Annotated in this window: 17 protein-coding genes and 1 pseudogene; 11 read left to right on the forward strand and 7 right to left on the reverse strand. The window is 43.7% G+C overall.

Annotated features, from left to right (window positions below; translation table 11 throughout):
- Positions 1–41 precede the first annotated feature (41 nt).
- The 7 genes and pseudogenes from MKY10_RS11875 (at position 42) to nrnB (ending at position 7,902) form a co-directional block, all read left to right on the forward strand.
- Positions 42–1,690, forward strand: a pseudogene (locus MKY10_RS11875) (AMP-binding protein).
- 9 nt (positions 1,691–1,699) lie between these two features.
- Positions 1,700–3,034 carry an acetyl-CoA carboxylase biotin carboxylase subunit gene (locus MKY10_RS11880; RefSeq protein WP_048654897.1) on the forward strand — a complete coding sequence of 445 codons (1,335 nt, stop codon included), beginning with the start codon at positions 1,700–1,702 and terminating at the stop codon, positions 3,032–3,034.
- A 14-nt stretch (positions 3,035–3,048) separates the two neighbouring features.
- Complete coding sequence (locus MKY10_RS11885) at positions 3,049–3,270, forward strand: acetyl-CoA carboxylase biotin carboxyl carrier protein subunit (RefSeq protein WP_021479784.1); 222 nt, start codon at positions 3,049–3,051, stop codon at positions 3,268–3,270.
- Positions 3,271–3,284: 14 nt separating this feature from the next.
- A complete protein-coding gene (ldeG, locus tag MKY10_RS11890) occupies positions 3,285–4,184 on the forward strand; it encodes a hydroxymethylglutaryl-CoA lyase (protein ID WP_015251988.1) in 900 nt (299 codons plus the stop codon).
- 20 nt (positions 4,185–4,204) lie between these two features.
- Entirely contained in the window at positions 4,205–4,987 is a 783-nt protein-coding gene (locus tag MKY10_RS11895; RefSeq protein ID WP_015251989.1) for an enoyl-CoA hydratase, read from the forward strand.
- Positions 4,988–4,997: 10 nt separating this feature from the next.
- Positions 4,998–6,533 carry an acyl-CoA carboxylase subunit beta gene (locus tag MKY10_RS11900; RefSeq protein ID WP_080019524.1) on the forward strand — a complete coding sequence of 512 codons (1,536 nt, stop codon included), beginning with the start codon at positions 4,998–5,000 and terminating at the stop codon, positions 6,531–6,533.
- A 169-nt stretch (positions 6,534–6,702) separates the two neighbouring features.
- Positions 6,703–7,902 (forward strand): oligoribonuclease NrnB, encoded by a 1,200-nt coding sequence (gene nrnB / locus MKY10_RS11905; RefSeq protein ID WP_015251991.1) that lies wholly within the window; start codon positions 6,703–6,705, stop codon positions 7,900–7,902.
- Positions 7,903–7,951: 49 nt separating this feature from the next.
- Here nrnB and MKY10_RS11910 read toward each other — a convergent pair whose 3' ends face one another.
- The 3 genes from MKY10_RS11910 to MKY10_RS11920 all read right to left on the reverse strand — a co-directional run bounded on the left by MKY10_RS11910 (position 7,952) and on the right by MKY10_RS11920 (position 9,967).
- Positions 7,952–8,548, reverse strand: coding sequence for a DedA family protein (locus MKY10_RS11910; protein ID WP_003231529.1), 597 nt, complete (start codon positions 8,546–8,548; stop codon positions 7,952–7,954).
- Between the two features lie 72 nt (positions 8,549–8,620).
- A complete protein-coding gene (galU, locus tag MKY10_RS11915) occupies positions 8,621–9,514 on the reverse strand; it encodes a UTP--glucose-1-phosphate uridylyltransferase GalU (protein WP_003245127.1) in 894 nt (297 codons plus the stop codon).
- Positions 9,515–9,520: 6 nt separating this feature from the next.
- Positions 9,521–9,967: a GtrA family protein gene (locus MKY10_RS11920; RefSeq protein WP_014479951.1), complete on the reverse strand. Its 447-nt coding sequence runs from the start codon at positions 9,965–9,967 to the stop codon at positions 9,521–9,523.
- A 676-nt stretch (positions 9,968–10,643) separates the two neighbouring features.
- On the opposite strand from MKY10_RS11920, the gene xynD reads away from it, so the two are divergent.
- Entirely contained in the window at positions 10,644–12,185 is a 1,542-nt protein-coding gene (gene xynD, locus MKY10_RS11925; protein WP_015251992.1) for an alpha-L-arabinofuranosidase, read from the forward strand.
- Positions 12,186–12,315: 130 nt separating this feature from the next.
- Positions 12,316–13,584, forward strand: coding sequence for a glucuronoarabinoxylan endo-1,4-beta-xylanase XynC (xynC, locus tag MKY10_RS11930; RefSeq protein WP_339225874.1), 1,269 nt, complete (start codon positions 12,316–12,318; stop codon positions 13,582–13,584).
- A gap of 258 nt (positions 13,585–13,842) precedes the next feature.
- Here the strand turns inward: xynC and MKY10_RS11935 are convergent, their stop codons facing one another.
- The 3 genes from MKY10_RS11935 to MKY10_RS11945 all read right to left on the reverse strand — a co-directional run bounded on the left by MKY10_RS11935 (position 13,843) and on the right by MKY10_RS11945 (position 17,373).
- Entirely contained in the window at positions 13,843–14,106 is a 264-nt protein-coding gene (locus MKY10_RS11935) for a YnfE family protein (RefSeq protein ID WP_003231535.1), read from the reverse strand.
- Between the two features lie 67 nt (positions 14,107–14,173).
- The gene (eglS, locus tag MKY10_RS11940; protein WP_015251994.1) at positions 14,174–15,673 is read right to left on the reverse strand and encodes an endo-1,4-beta-glucanase EglS; all 1,500 of its coding nucleotides are present in this window, start codon (positions 15,671–15,673) and stop codon (positions 14,174–14,176) included.
- Between the two features lie 302 nt (positions 15,674–15,975).
- On the reverse strand, positions 15,976–17,373 hold the full coding sequence (locus MKY10_RS11945; protein WP_014479946.1) for an alanine/glycine:cation symporter family protein: 1,398 nt from the start codon (positions 17,371–17,373) through the stop codon (positions 15,976–15,978).
- Positions 17,374–17,896: 523 nt separating this feature from the next.
- Here MKY10_RS11945 and MKY10_RS11950 point away from each other — a divergent pair.
- Both MKY10_RS11950 and MKY10_RS11955 read left to right on the forward strand, forming a co-directional pair.
- Positions 17,897–18,250, forward strand: coding sequence for a hypothetical protein (locus MKY10_RS11950; protein ID WP_003245190.1), 354 nt, complete (start codon positions 17,897–17,899; stop codon positions 18,248–18,250).
- A 25-nt stretch (positions 18,251–18,275) separates the two neighbouring features.
- Positions 18,276–18,401, forward strand: a complete 126-nt coding sequence (locus MKY10_RS11955; RefSeq protein WP_003231548.1) for a hypothetical protein — start codon at positions 18,276–18,278, stop codon at positions 18,399–18,401.
- A 46-nt stretch (positions 18,402–18,447) separates the two neighbouring features.
- On the opposite strand, the gene parC is transcribed toward MKY10_RS11955, so the two are convergent.
- Positions 18,448–20,868 carry a DNA topoisomerase IV subunit A gene (gene parC, locus MKY10_RS11960; RefSeq protein ID WP_014479945.1) on the reverse strand — a complete coding sequence of 807 codons (2,421 nt, stop codon included), beginning with the start codon at positions 20,866–20,868 and terminating at the stop codon, positions 18,448–18,450.
- Position 20,869: the final 1 nt, after the last annotated feature.

Below are 20,869 nucleotides of genomic sequence, written 5' to 3' on the forward strand. Positions count from 1 at the left end.
ATGTAAACGCTTTCCTATCATTGAGAAAGGAGGAACAATGAATGGCTGAACTCATCCATTCCACAATCGGCAGGCTGCTGGAACAAACAGCTGATGCGTATCCCGATCGAGATGCTGTTGTGTATCCAGACCGAAATATCCGCTATACGTACGCCCAATTTGACAGTCTGTGCCGTCAAACCGCTAAAGGTCTTATGCGGATGGGGATTGGAAAAGGAGACCACGTCGCCATATGGGCTTCTAATATCCCTGAATGGCTTGCCGTCCAGTTCGCAACTGCGAAGATCGGAGCCGTGCTCGTAACCGTCAATACCAATTATCAAGCACACGAGCTGGACTACTTGTTAAAGCAATCGGATGCCGCCGCGCTTATTATCATGGATTCATACAGGGGCACTTCTTATCCAGACATCGTGAGCAGTTTAATTCCAGAACTGCAAGAAGCAAAGCCCGGCCAACTGAAATCTGAACGCTATCCCTTTTTAAAAACGCTAATCTATATTGGCAATAAACGGTTGCCTGGCATGTATCATTGGGACGATACAGAGAGATTGGCGAAAACAGTGACAGATGCTGAGCTTGAAGAGAGAATGAACAGCCTGGATAAAGACGATGTGATTAATATGCAATACACATCAGGAACGACAGGGTTTCCAAAAGGCGTGATGCTGACCCATTTCAATGTCATCAATAACGCTGCTAATATCGCTGAATGTATGGCTTTAACCTCTCAAGACCGCATGTGTATCCCGGTTCCGTTTTTTCACTGCTTTGGATGCGTCCTTGGGGTTTTGGCATGTGTATCCGTCGGGGCAGCCATGATACCCGTGCAAGAATTTGATCCCGTTACCGTCCTTAAAACGTAGAAAAAGAGAAATGCACAGCGCTCCATGGTGTGCCTACCATGTTTATCGCCGAGCTGCATCATCCGGATTTTGATGCATATGATCTATCGACGCTCCGAACAGGAATCATGGCCGGCTCTCCCTGCCCAAGTGAAGTGATGAAAGCTGTGATTGAAAGAATGGGCATGAAAGACATTACGATCGCCTATGGACAAACCGAAGCCTCGCCAGTCATTACGCAAACGAGAGCAAATGATTCCTTCATAAGAAGAGTCGAAACAACCGGCCGCGCCCTGCCACATACTGAGGTGAAAATTGTAGAACCTGGGACATGTCAAGAAGTTCAAAGAGGCATGCAGGGAGAACTGTGCACCCGTGGCTATCACGTCATGAAAGGCTATTATAAAGACAAAGATGCGACCAGAAAAGCAATCAATCATGACGGATGGCTGTTTACCGGAGATCTTGCTGTCATGGACGAAGACGGGTACTGCCGCATCACCGGAAGATTAAAAGATATGCTCATCAGAGGCGGCGAGAACATTTATCCGCGGGAAATTGAAGAATTTTTATACCGGCATCCCGCTATTTTAGATGTACAGGTCGTTGGTGTGCCTGACGCCAAATTCGGGGAGGAAGCTGCAGCCTGGATTAAACTGAAAGACGGTAAAAGCGTTTCACCTGATGAGCTTAAAGCCTATTGCAAAGGGAAAATCGCCCGCCACAAAATTCCGCGTTATGTTATTTTTACGGATGACTATCCGATGACGGCCTCAGGCAAAATTCAAAAATATAAACTGCGAGAAAAAACGATTGAAATGTTCAACCTATCATCAAGTCAATGAGGTGAAATCATGTTTACAAAAGTACTGATCGCCAACCGCGGAGAAATTGCAATGAGAATTATCCGAACATGCAGCCGTCTCGGCATTAAAACGGTCGCGGTTTATTCAGAAGCAGACAAGGACGCGCTCCATACAAAAGCCGCTACAGAGGCTTATTTGATCGGAGAATCGAGAGTCAGTGAAAGTTATTTAAATATAGAGAGAATCATAAAGACGGCGAAAAAAGCAAATGCCGACGCGATCCACCCGGGATATGGATTGTTATCAGAAAACAGCCGGTTCGCTGAACGCTGCAAGCAAGAAAACATCGTGTTTATCGGACCTTCCCCTGATATCATCGCAAAGATGGGCAGCAAAATTGAAGCGCGAAAAGCAATGGAGGCTGCAGGTGTCCCTGTGGTGCCGGGCGTTTCTGAATCCCTCGGAGATATAGAGGCAGCCTGCCGCACCGCAGGTCAAATCGGCTATCCTGTCATGCTGAAAGCTTCAGCGGGCGGAGGGGGCATCGGAATGCAGCGGGTTGAAAATGAAGAAGCATTAAAAAAAGCGTACGAGGGAAACAAAAAGCGCGCAGCAGATTTTTTCGGTGACGGGTCGATGTATATAGAAAAAGTTATTGAACATGCGCGCCACATCGAGGTTCAGCTTTTGGCCGATCAACACGGCCATACAGTACATCTGTTTGAACGTGATTGCTCTGTTCAGAGGCGCCACCAAAAAGTCATTGAAGAAGCACCGTCTCCATTTGTAGACGATGAACTAAGAATGAAGATCGGGCAAACAGCGGTAAAAGCAGCGAAGGCAATCGGCTATACGAACGCAGGCACCATCGAATTCATAGTTGACCAGAAGCAAAATTTTTATTTCCTCGAAATGAATACGAGACTGCAAGTTGAACACCCCGTGACTGAAGAAATAACAGGCCTGGACTTAGTTGAGCAGCAGCTGCGGATTGCTGCGGGCCATACACTCACATTCTCCCAAAAAGACATCCAACGGAACGGGCATGCGATAGAGGTTCGAATATACGCGGAAGATCCCAAGACCTTCTTCCCGTCACCAGGTACGATCACTGCGTTTTCACTTCCTGACCAAAAAGGAGTCAGACACGAATGTGCGGTAGCAAAAGACAGCACCGTTACCCCTTTTTATGACCCGATGATCGCTAAGATGATTGTCAAAGGCCAAACCAGAACAGAAGCAATTGAAAAACTAGAGACAGCGCTTCGCGACTATCGTGTAGAGGGAATCAAAACAAATCTTCCGCTTCTCATACAGGCTGCGGCAACAAAGGCATTTAAAGAAGGGGATGTCACGACTGACTTTTTGAAACAACACCTATAAAGGAGGCAGTTGTCATGACGGTTAACATACAAATGGCAGGAAACCTGTGGAAAGTCCACGTCAAAGCCGGCGACCAAATCGAAAAGGGCCAGGAGGTAGCCATTTTGGAATCGATGAAAATGGAAATCCCGATCGTTGCAGATAGAAGCGGAATCGTAAAAGAAGTCAAAAAAAATGAAGGCGACTTTGTAAATGAAGGAGACGTACTGCTCGAACTGAGCGATTCCACTCAATAATTTGGAGGAAGACCATGACATATCCTAAAAAAGTGACAATCAAAGAAGTCGGCCCGCGTGACGGCTTACAAAACGAGCCCGTATGGATCGCAACAGAGGATAAAATAACCTGGATCAACCAGCTTTCCAGGACAGGGCTTTCGTATATTGAAATCACATCCTTCGTTCACCCGAAATGGATTCCGGCGCTTCGAGATGCTATCGATGTAGCAAAAGGCATCGACCGTTTAAAAGGGGTAACGTACGCGGCACTTGTCCCGAATCAAAGAGGACTGGAGAATGCACTTGAAGGAGGCATTAACGAGGCTTGCGTTTTTATGTCCGCCAGCGAGACGCACAACAGAAAAAACATCAATAAATCCACTTCTGAATCCCTTCATATACTCAAACAAGTAAACAACGACGCACAAAAAGCAAACCTCACAACAAGAGCCTACCTCTCGACTGTTTTCGGCTGTCCGTACGAAAAAGATGTCCCCATTGAACAAGTCATTCGCCTTTCAGAAGCTCTATTTGAATTTGGGATTTCTGAACTTTCGCTTGGAGATACGATTGGAGCGGCTAATCCCGCCCAAGTGGAAACTGTACTTGAAGCTCTTTTGGCACGATTCCCGGCTAATCAAATTGCCTTGCATTTTCATGATACGAGAGGAACCGCTCTGGCCAACATGGTCACAGCACTCCAAATGGGCATCACGGTGTTCGACGGCTCGGCAGGCGGGCTTGGGGGATGCCCATATGCGCCAGGTTCAGCAGGAAACGCCGCAACTGAGGATATCGTGTACATGCTTGAACAGATGGATATCAAAACAAATGTAAAGCTAGAAAAACTGCTATCTGCGGCCAAATGGATAGAAGAAAAAATGGGCAAACCGCTGCCGAGCAGAAATTTACAGGTGTTTAAATCATCTTGATAAAAGGGAGGACGCATACAATGGGAGACTCTATTCTTTTTACTGTTAAAAATGAACATATTGCGTTGATCACCTTAAACAGGCCTCAGGCAGCAAATGCTCTTTCAGCGGAAATGCTTAGAAACCTGCAAATGATTCTTCAGGAAATTGAATTCAACTCAAACATCCGTTGCGTCATCCTCACAGGCACCGGTGAAAAAGCGTTTTGTGCAGGGGCAGACCTAAAGGAACGGATAAAACTGAAAGAAGATCAGGTTCTGGAAAGTGTATCTCTCATTCAAAGAACGGCGGCTTTACTTGATGCCTTGCCGCAGCCGGTCATAGCTGCGATAAATGGAAGCGCATTAGGCGGCGGACTAGAATTGGCATTGGCATGCGACCTTCGAATCGCAACTGAATCAGCTGTGCTGGGACTTCCGGAAACAGGGTTAGCTATTATCCCGGGCGCTGGAGGGACCCAAAGGCTGCCCCGGCTGATTGGCAGAGGAAAAGCAAAAGAATTCATTTATACAGGCAGACGCGTGACCGCACACGAAGCAAAAGAAATCGGCCTTGTAGAGCATGTCACGGCTCCTTGTGACCTTATGCCAAAAGCAAAGGAACTGGCCGCAGCCATTTCTGCCAACGGGCCGATCGCTGTCCGTCAGGCTAAATTTGCAATCAATAGAGGATTGGAGACAGATCTCGCTACAGGCCTTGCGATTGAACAAAAAGCGTATGAACAAACCATCCCGACAAAAGACAGGAGAGAAGGGCTTCAGGCCTTTCAAGAAAAAAGACGGGCCGTATACAAGGGAATATAAAAGGGAGGCAATGCTCATGGATTATGAAAAGGAACGAACAGAACGGGCTGAACGGATTCGAAAAGGCGGAGCGGAAAAGTATCATCAAAGCAATCGGGAAAAAGGCAAGCTCTTTGTCAGAGAGCGGCTTTCCCTTCTCTTTGACGATGACATTGAGCTAGAAGACGCTTTTTTTGCGGAATGTATGTCAGACGGGCTTCCCGCTGACGGAGTTGTAACCGCTATCGGCAAAATCGGCGGCCAAACCGTTTGCGTCATGGCGAATGATTCAACAGTGAAAGCGGGGTCATGGGGAGCAAAAACAGTTGAAAAAATCATCAGAATTCAAGAAACCGCCGAAAAATTAAACTGTCCGCTCATTTATTTAGTCGATTCGGCAGGCGCCCGAATTACCGACCAAATCAATGTCTTTCCAGGGAGACGCGGTGCAGGAAGAATTTTTTACAATCAAGTCAAATTATCGGGACGCATTCCGCAAATCTGTCTGCTTTTCGGACCATCTGCAGCAGGTGGCGCTTATATTCCGGCCTTCTGTGATATCGTCGTTATGGTAGACGGTAACGCCTCCATGTATTTAGGCTCGCCAAGGATGGCGGAAATGGTTATTGGCGAAAAAGTGTCTCTTGAAGAAATGGGTGGCGCCCGTATGCATTGCTCAATCTCCGGCTGCGGAGATATTCTTGCAGAAACTGAAGAAGAAGCCATACAGCTGGCGCGGGCTTATTTGTCTTACTTTCCGGCAAATTTTCAAGAAAAAGCGCCCATTCATAAGAAACGCCCGCCAAAACACTTCGACACTCCGCTTGCCGACGTCATTCCGCAAAATCAAAACGCACCTTTTGATATGCATGAGCTGATTGAGCGGGTCATAGATGAAGACTCATTTTTTGAGATCAAAGCCTTATTTGCACCGGAATTATTGACGGGCCTCGCACGAATCCACGGACAGCCTATCGGCATTGTTGCAAACCAGCCGAAGGTAAAAGGAGGCGTCTTATTCCACGATTCAGCAGACAAAGCGGCTAAGTTCGTTACCTTATGTGACGCTTTTCATATCCCATTGCTGTTCTTAGCCGATATCCCCGGTTTTATGATTGGCACAAAAGTAGAACAGGCTGGGATTATCAGACACGGAGCGAAAATGATTTCTGCGATGTCGGAGGCAACTGTTCCAAAACTCTCTGTCATTGTCCGAAAAGCTTACGGGGCGGGGTTGTATGCAATGGCAGGGCCGGCATTTGAACCGGATTGCTGTCTAGCGCTCCCAACCGCCCAAATCGCCGTCATGGGCCCTGAGGCCGCTGTAAACGCTGTCTACGCTAAAAAAATCGCCGAGCTGCCAGAAGAAGAGAGAGCCGCATTTATCAGCAGCAAACGGGAGGAATACAAAGAGGACATCAATATCTACCGTCTGGCTTCAGAAATGATCATTGATGCTGTTATCCCAGCCAATTCGCTGCGTGATGAGCTGGCCAAACGGCTCAAGGCATACATGACAAAGGAAATGACATTTACCAATCGAAAGCATCCGGTTTATCCGGTGTAAAAGCAAGAACTTAGGAGCGCAAAAAAAGCGCTCCTTTATATATTTACAATAACAACATTATGTCAACTAATTACCATTGCATAAAACGCTTGGTTTTTTAGAATAGTAAATAAAGGCTGCCGCACCTCTAGCGGCAATTGTCAGTTTATCATAAAAAGGGGCCTACATTATGTATCATTTATATTCACATAACGACTTGGACGGAGTAGGATGCGGAATCGTAGCAAAATTGGCGTTCGGAAAAGACATAGAGGTCCGGTATAACTCTGTTAACGGCTTAAACGCACAGGTGCAGTACTTTTTAGAAAAAGCGAAGGAGAGCAACAGACAGGACGCGTTATTCATCACCGATCTCGCCGTCAATGAAGAAAACGAAGAGAGATTGAATGAGTATGTTCATGCAGGGGGCAAAGTGAAGCTCATTGACCATCATAAAACAGCCCTTCATTTGAATGAGCATGAATGGGGATTTGTCCAGGTGGAATACGATGATGGAAGGCTCACATCCGCGACATCGCTTTTATATGGCTATCTCGTTGAAAATGGCTTCATGAAACCGACAAACGCCTTAGATCAATTCACAGAGCTCGTCCGCCAATACGATACATGGGAGTGGGAGCGGTACGATCAAAAACAGGCGAAGCGGCTTAATGATCTTTTCTTTTTGCTGTCAATCGATGAATTTGAAGCAAAAATGATCCAGCGCCTTTCCACGCATGACGAATTTTTCTTCGATGATTTTGAAGAAAAACTGCTTGATTTAGAAGACGAAAAAATCGAGCGCTACCTCCGCAGAAAGAAAAGGGAAATGGTACAAACCTTTGTTCACGAACACTGTGTAGGCATCGTTCACGCTGAATCGTACCATTCAGAGCTGGGGAACAGGCTAGGGAAAGATAACCCGCACCTCGATTACATTGCGATTTTGAGCATGGGGTCAAAACGAGTCAGTCTCCGCACCATTCATGATTACATCGATGTGTCAGAAATCGCCGGCCGATATGGCGGCGGAGGGCATGCAAAAGCGTCCGGCTGTTCAATAACCGATGAAGTATACGAGTTGTTTGTAGCTGAAGCTTTCCGTATTGATCCTGTACGGCCGGATGCCTTCCGTAACATCTATAATCTAAAGGGATCTGCGAATGGATCATTATATGAAAATCGCGCACAAATGAGATTTTTTCTTTTCCCTTTAGACAACGAATGGAATATTCAAATTAACGGAGAAACCCAAGACGAAACATTCGCAGCGTTTGAAGAGGCAGAATGGTTTATTAAGAGAAATTATGCCGCATCGCTCGTGCGGGATGAAGTGTTTGTCGCATTTTTAGCGGAGAATCTGAAGCTGGCAAATCAACATCGCAAGTAAAAAAATATGCATAGGGGAGCGTCAGTCACCCCCTATGCATATCCGCTAGCTATCGTTTAAATATGGCTGTACGTTTCTTAATCACAAAATAAAGGGCTATCACGACAACAGCCAATATCATAATCGGTGTTGTATAAGTGCCCGCTATATTCTCAACATCATCCCACTGGCTTCCTAGCTGTATGCCTAAATAAACAAACAGAATAGACCATGGAATGATAGCAAGCACAGTCAGTACCACAAATTTGAGAAAAGGCATTCTGGCAATACCTGCCGGAATGGATATGGCATGTCTGACAACCGGTATAAAACGAGCCGAGAAGACAACTCCGGCGCCGTATTTCTGAAACCAGTTTTCCGACATGTCGATATGATGCTTTTTAATCAATAAATACTTCCCGTATTTGTCCAGAAATGGCCTGCCGCCATAGCGGCCGATCCAGTAAATAAAGATCTGGGCAATGGTGCCCCCGATAACACCCGCAATAATTGCGCCAATAAATCCAATCGTGCCCTCCGATACCATATAGCCGCCATAAGCTAATACAATCTCACTCGGAATGATTTCAATCATTAACCCAATCGCAATACCCGCATATCCCATGTTCGTCAGCCATGTTAAAATTTCGCTTATCAAACTGCCCACATTCTTCACAACCTGTCCTAATCTTTTTCACTATTATATGACTGATTGACGAGCAAGATGGTTACAATTTTTTTACCGCAGCATTTCTTTCGTTTCCCGTTTGATCACATCTTCTAAATAGGCCAAAAGCTGAGATCTCATTTCGGGACGCATTAAGCCGATTTCGGTGCTCGCTTTAAAACAGCCCAGCTTATCGCCAATGTCATATCGATTTCCTTCCAGCAACCGGGCATGGATCGGCTCCTTACGGCAAACCTCACGAAGCGCATCTGTCAGCTGAATTTCGTTGCCCGCGCCTCTGCCAATTGTCTTCAAAACGGAGAAGATCGAAGAATTCAGCACATAACGTCCCATTACTGCGATTTCCGAAGGTGCTTCTTCAGGAGAAGGCTTTTCCACTAAATCGTTCACTTCATATACATGCCCTTGAGACCCTGATGTATTTATAATACCATATTTGCTGACATCCTCAGGGAGAACTGACTGTACACCGACAACCTCTGTGCCATAAACGTCATATACATCCATTAATTGCCGAAGAGCCGGTGTTTCAGACACCATAATATCATCACCTAAGAGAACAGCAAAAGGCTCATCTCCGATAAAATGCTCCGCACACAGCACCGCATGGCCTAATCCGAGCGGTTCTTTCTGGCGGATGTAATGAATGTTGGCCAAATCGGCAATCTGCTGCATTTCCTTAAGTGTCTCCGTCTTGCCTTTTTCCCGGAGATTGAATTCCAATTCCGCCGACCGATCAAAATGATCTTCAATCGAGCGTTTGTTTCTCCCTGTAATAATCAGTATATCTTCAATTCCTGACTCTGCGGCCTCTTCTACAATATATTGGATTGCTGGTTTGTCGACGATTGGGAGCATTTCTTTAGGCTGCGCCTTTGTCGCCGGCAGAAATCTCGTTCCTAAACCCGCTGCGGGAATAACTGCTTTTCTCACTTTTTTTCTCATTCATCCTCACTCCTGATCCTGTATGTTTTTCAGTGAATCTCCAAATACCCAGATTCGGTTTCCGATAAAATTCATCATCATTCCGCCGATAGTGGCGGCGAGCTTACTCACCAAAAGCGAGCAGCCGCAATTTTGAAACAAATAAAGCAGCAAAAAGGTGATCCCCGACGCGGCAATATTAATCATGAGAAAACGCACGATCTCTTTCCCGTCAGCCTTACGTTTCACACAAAACGTCCAATTCCGGTTCCACACATAGCTGTTGACGATACCTGCAGTATAGGAGCAGATCTGCGCCGGCAGATAAGAGACATGACAAGCGGTAAGAAGAAAGAAGACACCAAAATCTATCAGCGTATTGCCGACGCCTACGGTGCAAAAACGGCCTAAGGTCTTTATTTTTTCTTTCAGCGTAACGGACCTCCCTTCATAAAAGATGCGAGTGGCAGTCATATTTGTTGATATGGATTACTATAGCGGACAGTGTTGAATAAACAATTAATAAAATATGAACAAAACATGAAAAAAGCGGGTATACCGCTCAATAGTTTTTATACTCTTTAAAAAGCAGCGGCATGAACGGCTGATTTTTCGAAAACGCTCATTACAAAAAGATGAAAAAATATGACATATTTCGCAGGGGAAGAGGGCGAAATGATAACGAAAGGTCTTGCAAAGAAGAGAACAATACTTCAATAGATTGAGTGGTCTTAAGCCTTGATTCCCTATCAGCAGAGATGATGTCTATTATGTCAATAATCGAGGGAACAGTCTAAGCGAAGAAGAGTCGGTAACAGCCGTATATGTAGCCCCATCTAAACAATGAATAAATGTATCCAGTTCCTTTGTAGAATCGAACACGAATTCCTCCAAAAGTATTCTATACACTATTTTTTTAATAAGGTAGGATGTTAGATAAAGGGATTTTTTTGAATAAATATACATACCTGCTCAAGCGTTATAGGGGACTTGAACAATTCGCCATTTTATTTTCTGGACAATGACCGCTAGGAATGGGGGAACTTTTCTAGATTGATCTTGAAGAAACAAGTGGTGCAGTCTTCATGACCTGTTGTTAACAAATTTCAAAAGAACCCTTCATTTTAAGGAAAAAGGAGGCTGTTAAGTGATGAGGAAAAAGTGTAGCGTATGTTTATTTGTTTTTGCTTTACTATTGAGCTGTTTATCTGGAAAGTCTGCGTATGCTGCCACAGGTACTACAATTGCAAAACATATAGGGAATTCAAACCCGCTTATCGACCATCATTTGGGAGCGGATCCGGTTGCGCTGACCTATAACGGAAGAGTCTACATCTATATGTCAAGTGATGACTATGAATATAATAGCAACGGAACAATTAAAGATAATTCATTTGCCAATTTGAATAGAGTATTCGTCATATCTTCAGCGGATATGGTGAACTGGACAGACCACGGAGCCATTCCGGTAGCAGGTGCCAATGGAGCTAATGGAGGCCGTGGAATTGCAAAATGGGCAGGTGCGTCATGGGCACCGTCAATCGCAGTTAAAAAAATTAATGGCAAGGATAAATTCTTCCTTTATTTCGCAAACAGCGGCGGAGGTATCGGGGTTCTCACCGCAGACAGCCCGATTGGTCCATGGACCGACCCAATCGGAAAACCGCTCGTAACGCCAAGTACGCCAGGAATGTCTGGTGTTGTATGGCTTTTTGATCCGGCAGTATTTGTAGATGACGACGGAACCGGTTACCTGTATGCTGGCGGAGGCGTTCCTGGCGGTTCAAATCCAACGCAGGGACAATGGGCCAATCCTAAAACGGCAAGGGTCATAAAATTAGGGCCTGATATGACGAGTGTTGTTGGAAGTGCATCTACAATTGATGCGCCTTTCATGTTTGAAGATTCGGGATTGCACAAGTATAACGGAACATATTATTACTCCTATTGCATCAATTTCGGCGGCACGCACCCGGCCGATAAACCCCCGGGTGAGATCGGCTACATGACCAGTTCAAGTCCCATGGGCCCCTTTACATATAGAGGGCATTTCCTGAAAAATCCGGGTGCATTTTTCGGAGGTGGCGGAAACAACCATCATGCTGTTTTCAATTTTAAAAACGAGTGGTATGTGGTGTACCACGCGCAAACTGTCAGTTCCGCTCTGTTCGGGGCCGGCAAAGGATACCGTTCTCCCCATATTAATAAGCTGGTGCATAACCCAGATGGATCCATCCAAGAGGTAGCAGCAAATTATGCAGGTGTAACACAGCTTTCCAATTTGAATCCTTATAACCGGGTAGAAGCTGAAACGTTTGCTTGGAATGGACGCATTTTGACAGAGAAGTCCACAGCACCCGGCGGGCCAGTAAATAATCAGCATGTAACAAGCATTCAAAATGGAGACTGGATTGCTGTAGGAAATGCAGACTTCGGAGCGGGCGGTGCCAGGTCATTTAAAGCAAATGTAGCATCCACTTTAGGCGGGAAAATAGAAGTGCGCCTCGATAGTGCAGACGGTAAGCTTGTTGGAACTCTGAATGTGCCTTCAACAGGCGGAGCGCAAACGTGGAGAGAAATAGAAACTGCAGTAAGCGGGGCAACCGGTGTGCACAAAGTATTCTTTGTATTTACCGGAACAGGTACAGGAAACTTGTTTAATTTTGATTACTGGCAGTTTACGCAAAGATAGCACTCGTAATGGGACCGCTTAAAAACGAGGCGGGTGAAGTACGAGCCATCACCGGAACAGCCCGCCATTATGGATATGCCATGCAGATTTTTTAATACCGTAAAAGACACATGACGAAGGAGAGGAATAAATGATTCCACGCATTAAAAAAACAATTTGTGTATTATTAGTATGTTTCACTATGTTGCCAGTCATGTTAGGGCCAGGCGCTACTGAAGTTTTGGCAGCCAGTGATGTAACAGTTAATGTATCTGCAGAGAAACAAGTGATTCGCGGTTTTGGAGGGATGAATCACCCGGCTTGGATTGGGGATCTTACAGCAGCTCAAAGAGAAACTGCTTTTGGCAATGGACAGAACCAGTTAGGATTTTCAATCTTAAGAATTCATGTAGATGAAAATCGAAATAATTGGTATAAAGAGGTGGAGACTGCAAAGAGTGCGGTCAAACATGGAGCAATCGTTTTTGCTTCTCCTTGGAATCCTCCAAGTGATATGGTTGAGACCTTTAATCGTAATGGTGACACATCGGCTAAACGGCTGAAATACAACAAGTACGCAGCATACGCGCAGCATCTTAACGATTTTGTTACCTTCATGAAGAATAATGGTGTGAATCTTTACGCGATTTCGGTACAAAACGAGCCTGATTACGCTCACGAGTGGACGTGGTGGACGCCGCAAGAAATACTTCGCTTTATGAGAGAAAACGCCGGCTCAATCAATGCCCGCGTCATTGCGCCTGAGTCATTTCAATACTTGAAGAATTTGTCGGACCCGATTTTGAACGATCCGCAGGCTTTTGCCAATATGGATATTCTCGGAACTCACCTGTACGGCACACAGGTCAGCCAATTCCCTTATCCTCTTTTCAAACAAAAAGGAGCGGGGAAGGACCTTTGGATGACGGAAGTATACTATCCAAACAGTGATAACAACTCGGCGGATCGATGGCCTGAGGCATTGGATGTTTCACAGCATATTCACAATGCGATGGTAGAGGGGGACTTTCAAGCTTATGTATGGTGGTACATCCGAAGATCATATGGACCTATGAAAGAAGATGGTACGATCAGCAAACGCGGCTACAATATGGCTCATTTCTCAAAGTTTGTGCGTCCCGGCTATGTAAGGATTGATGCAACGAAAAACCCTAATGCGAACGTTTACGTGTCAGCCTATAAAGGTGACAACAAGGTCGTTATTGTTGCCATCAATAAAAGCAACACAGGAGTCAACCAAAACTTTGTTTTGCAGAATGGATCTGCTTCAAACGTATCTAGATGGATCACGAGCAGCAGCAGCAATCTACAACCTGGAACGAATCTCACTGTATCAGGCAATCATTTTTGGGCTCATCTTCCAGCTCAAAGCGTGACAACATTTGTTGTAAATCGTTAAGAGCACAAAGACACACATAAATAATAGAGTGTCTGAATTGGCGATTTTCCGATTGGGAAATCGCTTTTTTATTTTGTTGCTGAATTACAGGAAGAAGAAAGGATGTACATAAAAACAGCAAAGCTTTAATCTTCATCTTTTCTAGTTTACATAATATATATTCTAGGAAGTAAACAAAATAAATAAATTTCTGTCTCAATATCAAAGTATACTTAAGTTAGTGAGACAGAAATTGAAATTTTACTGCTGAATGACAAATCAAAAAAATGGTGTTGTCAATCCATAATAAACGGCTTCTAAATCTTCCAGCGTCATATCGCCATATGCGCATTTGATAACAGAATCAGCAAACACATCATAGTCATAATCTGTAGAAAATCCTTGCTGCAGCTGTTTTTCGTAAACTTCGATCTGATCTTTTTGATGCTGGATGTCTTTTTCCTTACCTGGATAGTCGGGACCATTTATCATATTACTCATTTTTTTATACAGCACCATATACTGTTTCAGTATTTCATCCACAACGCAAACCTCCTATTAGATGATAAAAACGGACATCGTTACTGATGTCCGCCAAAAAAAAGCTTAACTAATTTGGTTCTGTTCCCCAAATCAGTTTTCCTTGATCATATAATGTGATTTTTTTCGTTGTTTTAAACGTATTTGATTTGAAAAAGGAATAATCGCCGCTTTGTGCATAATTGCTCCAGTCATCATTGTGAAGACGGAGCTGAATATTCCCTGTGCTTGCTCCCGGTGCCAACGTTCCGTTTTTAAATCCAAGTTCCAGATAGGTATCTGCACCTTGCTTTGGTTTATGCAACGTCACAAACTTGTGTGTCACATTGCCGCATCCAATCTGCGCGTAGTCACAGTCAAAGTTTTGGCCTTTGTTTTTCGCTTTATACCAGTAACGGGCAGTGACATCTTTTAAATCAACCGTGGTATTGCCGTTATTTTTTATTTGAAGCTGCGGACGGATTTGGTTGCTGTTCATACTCCCATCCCCTGCTCTGTACTGTACAGAAATACCATTTTCCTGTGTGGGTTTATCTTTTGATGGCGTTTCAGGAATGTCCTTCGTCGAATCTTTGGTGCCGAGAATGTTTTCTCTAACGAATGTTCCTGAAGCAGATAAATCTGACAACCGCCAGCCGCCTGTTTTAGATGCCCCCGGCTTTAAAGCTGAGGATGATTCCTGCTTATCAGAAAGATTCCAGTTCACCCAGCTGATGGTCTTGTTGTCGAGATATTTCAGCCATTCCCTCGATTGATCAAGGAATACACCGCCATTGCCAGACGCGTCGCTTGTTCCCCACTCTGTCACAAAAATAGGTGCTCCTTTGCTGAGTGCATAGTTTGCTTTATCCCGTAAAAATTGGCCGTGTGTGCCGGCATAAAAATGAAGTGCGTACATAACGTTTGCATCTTTTAGCTGGTCATCGGCAGCATCATTCACATCCTGGCTCCATGTACCGGTTCCGACAATGATGATGTTGTCTGGATCATTTTTGCGGATAACTGAAATCACTTCTTCCGCATATGGTTTAATATCACGCTTCCAGTTCACATCACCGTTTGGTTCGTTTGCAATTTCATAAATGACGTTTGGCGTGTTTCCGTAAAGGCTTGACATTTCCTTGAAGAATTCTTTTGCCTTCTCTTTATTTTGGTTTGGATTACCGTCATTTAAGATATGCCAGTCAATGATGACATATATCCCAAGCTCTTTTGCCGCTTCAACCGCTTCTTTTACTTTATTTTTCACGGACGGGTTGTCAATATAACCGCCATCTGCCGTATACATCGCTGCACGGAAAACGGTGATACCCCAATCATCTCTCAGCCATTTTAAGCTGTCTTTATTGACATATTCTCCATACCATTGCAATCCGTGTGAACTGATCCCCTTCAGCTGTACCGCTTTACCGTCTCGGTTAACGAGCTGTGTACCTTTTATGCTAAGCTGGCCATTCTTGGCTACTGGCGTTTTTGTCCCTGCTGCTGATGCCGGCGAAGCTATCATGCCGCCCATTGTCAATAACGTAATCAATAAACACGTAATAAAAATAGAGATTGACCGTTTCATATCTGATCTTTTCCTCCTTCGCATCATTTTGGCTCTACACTTCTTATGAGCACGAACTCATTGTAAAAATCTTTCTCATGATTGTCTATCAACCTAATTTCTTGTTTTTGGGAGGTTTAAAAGCCTGTCAATTTGCTCTACCTCCAATGAATAAGACACACATGACACATATAGAACAAAGAAAACTGGACTGAATTGGGACTTTACACGTCATTTTTCATTCGAGTCGAAAAATTAAATTTATTTCCAATAATGAAAAAGCTGCATTCAACTATTGAATGCAGCTTTGTTTTATATTTATATTATACTTCTTGTTTCTCATCTTCCCATGTTTCAGCGTTTTTCAGCCCTGGGATGTTTTTCGCTTTGAATACAGGATCAAGTCCTTGTTTACGCTGTTTCGCGTAATCTTTATACACTTTGTAGGCAACGTTTGACAGCAGCGTAATCACAATTAAGTTGATCAGCGCCATGATACCCATAAAGAGGTCCGCCATATCCCAAACGATTTGGAAGCCTGATAAAGATCCATACACAACCATAGCAATTACAGCGATACGGTAAATGTTCAGCCATGTTTTGCTTGTTTTAATAAATTCAATGTTTGTCTCGCCATAATAATAGTTGCCGACAACTGAACTGAATGCAAACAAGAACATTGCGACTGCGATGAAAGTCGGCGCCCAGCCTCCAATATGATGGTTAAGAGCAGCCTGTGTGACTTGGATGCCGTCGCCTTTTGGCGTTACACTGTACAGCAAAATAATAAATGCTGTGGACGTACATATGATAAATGTATCGAAAAATACGCCTAATGTTTGAATAAAGCCTTGCTTTGCCGGATGGGATACATGAGCCGTCGCAGCCGCGTTTGGTGCGCTCCCCATTCCTGCTTCGTTTGAAAAAAGTCCGCGTTGCGCACCGATAACGATGATGCCGCCTATTCCGCCGCCGACGACTTGTTCAAAACCTAAAGCATTTTTAACAATTGTAGCGATAACGCCAGGGAAAGCCGTAATATTCGTGATGACAACAAATAAAGCGATAAGAATATAAATGCCTGCCATAACCGGCACAATTAACTGTGAAACAGCGACAACACGTTTTAAACCGCCGAAAATGATAAACGCAGTTAAAACCGCCAGAACTATGGCTACAACTATTTTATTCACATGGAATGCGCCATCCAATGCTCCAGCAATTGTATTTGTTTGAACAGCGTTAAAAATCAAGCCGAATGAGACGGTAATTAAAATTGCAAAAACGATGCCAAGCCATCTGGCACCAAGACCCTTTTGAATATAGTAAGCCGGGCCTCCGCGGAAATCCTCCCCGTCTCTCACCTTATAAAGCTGCGCTAACGTACTCTCAACAAAGCTTGAAGCCATGCCTACTGCAGCTACTACCCACATCCAAAATACAGCGCCTGGTCCGCCTGTCGCAATTGCTAAGGCTACACCAGTCAAATTCCCTGTGCCGACTCGGGATGCGGCCGAAATAAAGAATGCCTGCATAGATGAAACACCTTTATTTCCTTCCGGCTTCTCCCCTACTATTCTGAACATTTCAATAAAATAACGGAATTGGATAAAACCAAAACGTATGGTAAAAAATAATCCAAGCCCTATTAAAATATAAAATAGGTATTTCCAGATGAAATCACTTGGAATATTAATCAAACTATTGAAAAAAGACTCCATATTTACCTCCCGTTTTCATCAATTCAATACGAATTCGATTTTGATGTTAGATTTTTTAACATAACGAGTTTTATTATATCACAATATGACGAATTAGGAAGTTTTTTCGAGAAGAATATTGTCGTAGCCAGATGTTACTCTGTCGACCCCTTCTCTATTATTTTCCTACGAATAAAAACATTCCTTGCAAGCTGGCTTTTATAAAAGAGTGCCCTATTAACAATGTAATCATTTCTTCCCATTCTCTTGCCTTTCTCTTTGATTTAGCACATAAATAAAGTAATAAACCCTAAACAACAAACATATCATTTAAAATATGTTTTTATTCACACCATAAACCGGGTATACATACGCTAATAAAAGAAGTTTTCTCTTTCAAAAACTCTTTCAAAAATAAGCAAAAAGATATATACTTAACAAAGTTAATTTTATTTTTAAATTTAATAAATCAGGTTTACTTTTAGGATGGATTGGGGTATTATTATAAAAATATTCAGTAATATTAAAGGAGGGGGGAGATCATTTGAAAAAAGTAACGATATTGAAAGCATCCATCTTATTCTTGGCGATTGCCAGTTTTCATTTGTTCTCAATTCCCCACGCCTTTGATATCGGCCATCATTATAAAGCCGTAGCCGACCAGCAGGAAATGCATGAGATGAAAGCCGGCCAAAATGCTGATGATGAGAAGAAATCCATCACAGGGGCATTTACGCTGACCGCTTTATGGGCAATGGCTGTTCTGCTGCTGACCGCTGAAAGCAAAAGTACGGGATACTCCCGCAGACGTCAGCGGAAAAAAAGCTTTATACTGGCCAAATTTTATCAATCGTCTTATTTCGGCAAACTTCATGTTCAACATCACCCGATTATGTAACGAAAATATGAGGAGGCTGTTAAACATGTTGTTTATCTTAAGAATGGTGATTTTAGGCTTATTTTCTTTCACAGCGCTGAATTTATTTGTATGGCAGGGGATTGAAGTCATTCATGCTGTAACAGATCTATTCACCAACCATGAAAGCTGATAAAAAACAAACGAAACCCGCTCATATAGTATGAGCGGGTTTTTTATTATTGTTCTGTATGAAGGCGCCAAACAGCTGTAACCTTGCCTGATTCCTCTTCATCAAAAAAGAAAGAGCCATTGCTGTATCTGTCGTTTGTCCGCAACTCTTTTGCCTGCAGTTCTTTTCTGTCGCCTTTTTCTGTTTCTGCCATTAGTCGCTGTTCAAGACCGCAAGCGAACAGTGCTACAACTCGGTGAGGATTCTTTTTCAGTTCCCTTAGCATTACGACACCGCGTTTTGCGCGGGATGTCTTCTCGAACTCAGAAAGACTCATGCGTTTTACCGCTCCCCGCTGTGTGAACAAGACAATTGAATCAGATTGCTGAAGGATCTCACCGGAGACAACAAAGTCATCCTCTTTTAAGTTAATCCCTTTGACACCTGCCGCACGCGCGCCAACTACATTCACTTCGTCTTCTCCAAACCATAGACCATACCCTAAGTGAGTGGCCATAAAGATCTGGCTTTCCCCATTTGTTACATGTACATCAATCAGTTCATCTTCACCCTTCAGATTTAAGGCTACAAGCGCCTTAGAATAACGCTGTGCTTTATAATGGGTGAGCTCTGTCTTTTTCACCATACCGTTTTTCGTAAAGAATAGAAGATATGCCGACGGATCAAATTCTTTTATCGGTATAGCCTTTACAATCGTTTCATCACGGTCAATAGTGATCAGATTTGAAAAATGCTGGCCCATGTCCTTCCATCTGATATCAGGCAGCTGGTGAACAGGACAATAGATGTAGCTTCCTTTGTTCGTAAAGAGCAGCAGCACGTCTGTCGTATTCATTTCAAACTGATGCAGCATCCTGTCCGTATCTTTCATTCCGAAGTCCTGACCGTTGGAAGCGGCAAATGAGCGCTGGCTCGTCCGTTTTAGGTAACCATCCTTCGTAACGGTTACATATACATCCTCAGATGCAACCATGACTTCGAGATTGATTTTAATTTCTTCAATTTTTTCTTCAATCACGGAGCGTCTCGTATCTGCATATTTCTTTTTCAGTGCTTTTAAGCTGTTTGTAATCACTTTTAGCAGTTTTTTATCATTGCTCAGAATAGATTCGAGCTCTTCAATTTTTTTACCGAGCTCTTCTGCCTCTTCCTTAAGCGCTGTGATATCGGTATTGGTTAAACGATATAGCTGCAATGACACGATGGCTTCAGCCTGAGGCTCTGTAAATTCATATTTGGCGATCAAATTGTTTTTAGCGTCACGTTTATCGCTAGAAGAACGGATTGTTGCAATCACTTCATCCAAAATAGACAAAGCTTTCATGAGCCCTTCTACGATATGATGTCTGTCTTTTGCTTTTTGAAGCTCGTAAACGGACCGGTTTGTGACAACTTCCTTTTGGTGTCCGATATATGCATCCAAAATAGACGGCAGGCTCATCAGCATCGGACGGCGGTTATGGATAGCCACCATATTGAAGTTATATGTGATCTGCAAATCAGTATTTTTATATAAGAAATTCAAAATGCCTTTGGCATCAGCTTCTTTTTTGAGTTCAATGACCACTCTCAGCCCTGTTCGATCCGTTTCATCACGAACCTCTGAGATGCCTTCAACCTTTTTATCAATACGGAACTCGTCCATTTTTTTTACAAGGTTTGCTTTATTTACTTCAAATGGAATTTCAGTAATGACAATTTGTTCTCGTCCGCCTCTGATTGTTTCAATTTCAGCCTTTCCGCGGATAATGATTTTTCCTTTTCCGGTTTCGTAAGCTTTTCTTATCCCGTCAACGCCCTGAATAATACCGCCTGTCGGAAAATCAGGCCCTTTAATGACTTCCATGAGTTCATCAACAGAGCAAGATGGCATTTGAATACGCTTAATGACAGCATCAATGACTTCTCCCAGATGATGAGGGGGAATGTCGGTCGCGTATCCTGCTGAAATCCCGGTAGATCCGTTGACCAATAGGTTAGGGAACATCGCCGGGAGTACGACAGGCTCCTTGCTTGTATCATCAAAGTTCGGCACAAATTCAACCGTGTTTTTGTCAATATCCCGAAGAAGCTCAGATGCAATCGGAGATAATCGTGCCTCTGTATAACGCATGGCTGCCGGGGGATCTCCGTCGATGCTTCCATTGTTTCCATGCATTTCGATTAACACATTACGAACTTTCCAATCCTGGCTCATCCGCACCATTGCTTCATAAACCGAGCTGTCACCGTGCGGATGATAGTTACCGATGACGTTACCGACCGTTTTGGCCGCTTTTCTGAAGTTTTTATCAAACGTGTTTCCATCTGTATGCATTGCATACAGAATTCTGCGCTGTACCGGCTTTAATCCGTCTCTCGCATCGGGCAGCGCCCTGTCTTGAATAATATATTTACTGTAGCGTCCAAAACGGTCGCCGATCACCTCTTCTAATGGTAAATCATGAAATAATTCTGGCTGTGACAAT

Origin of the sequence: Bacillus sp. FSL P4-0290 (genome assembly GCF_037975435.1) — a bacterium.
Classification (GTDB): domain Bacteria; phylum Bacillota; class Bacilli; order Bacillales; family Bacillaceae; genus Bacillus; species Bacillus subtilis.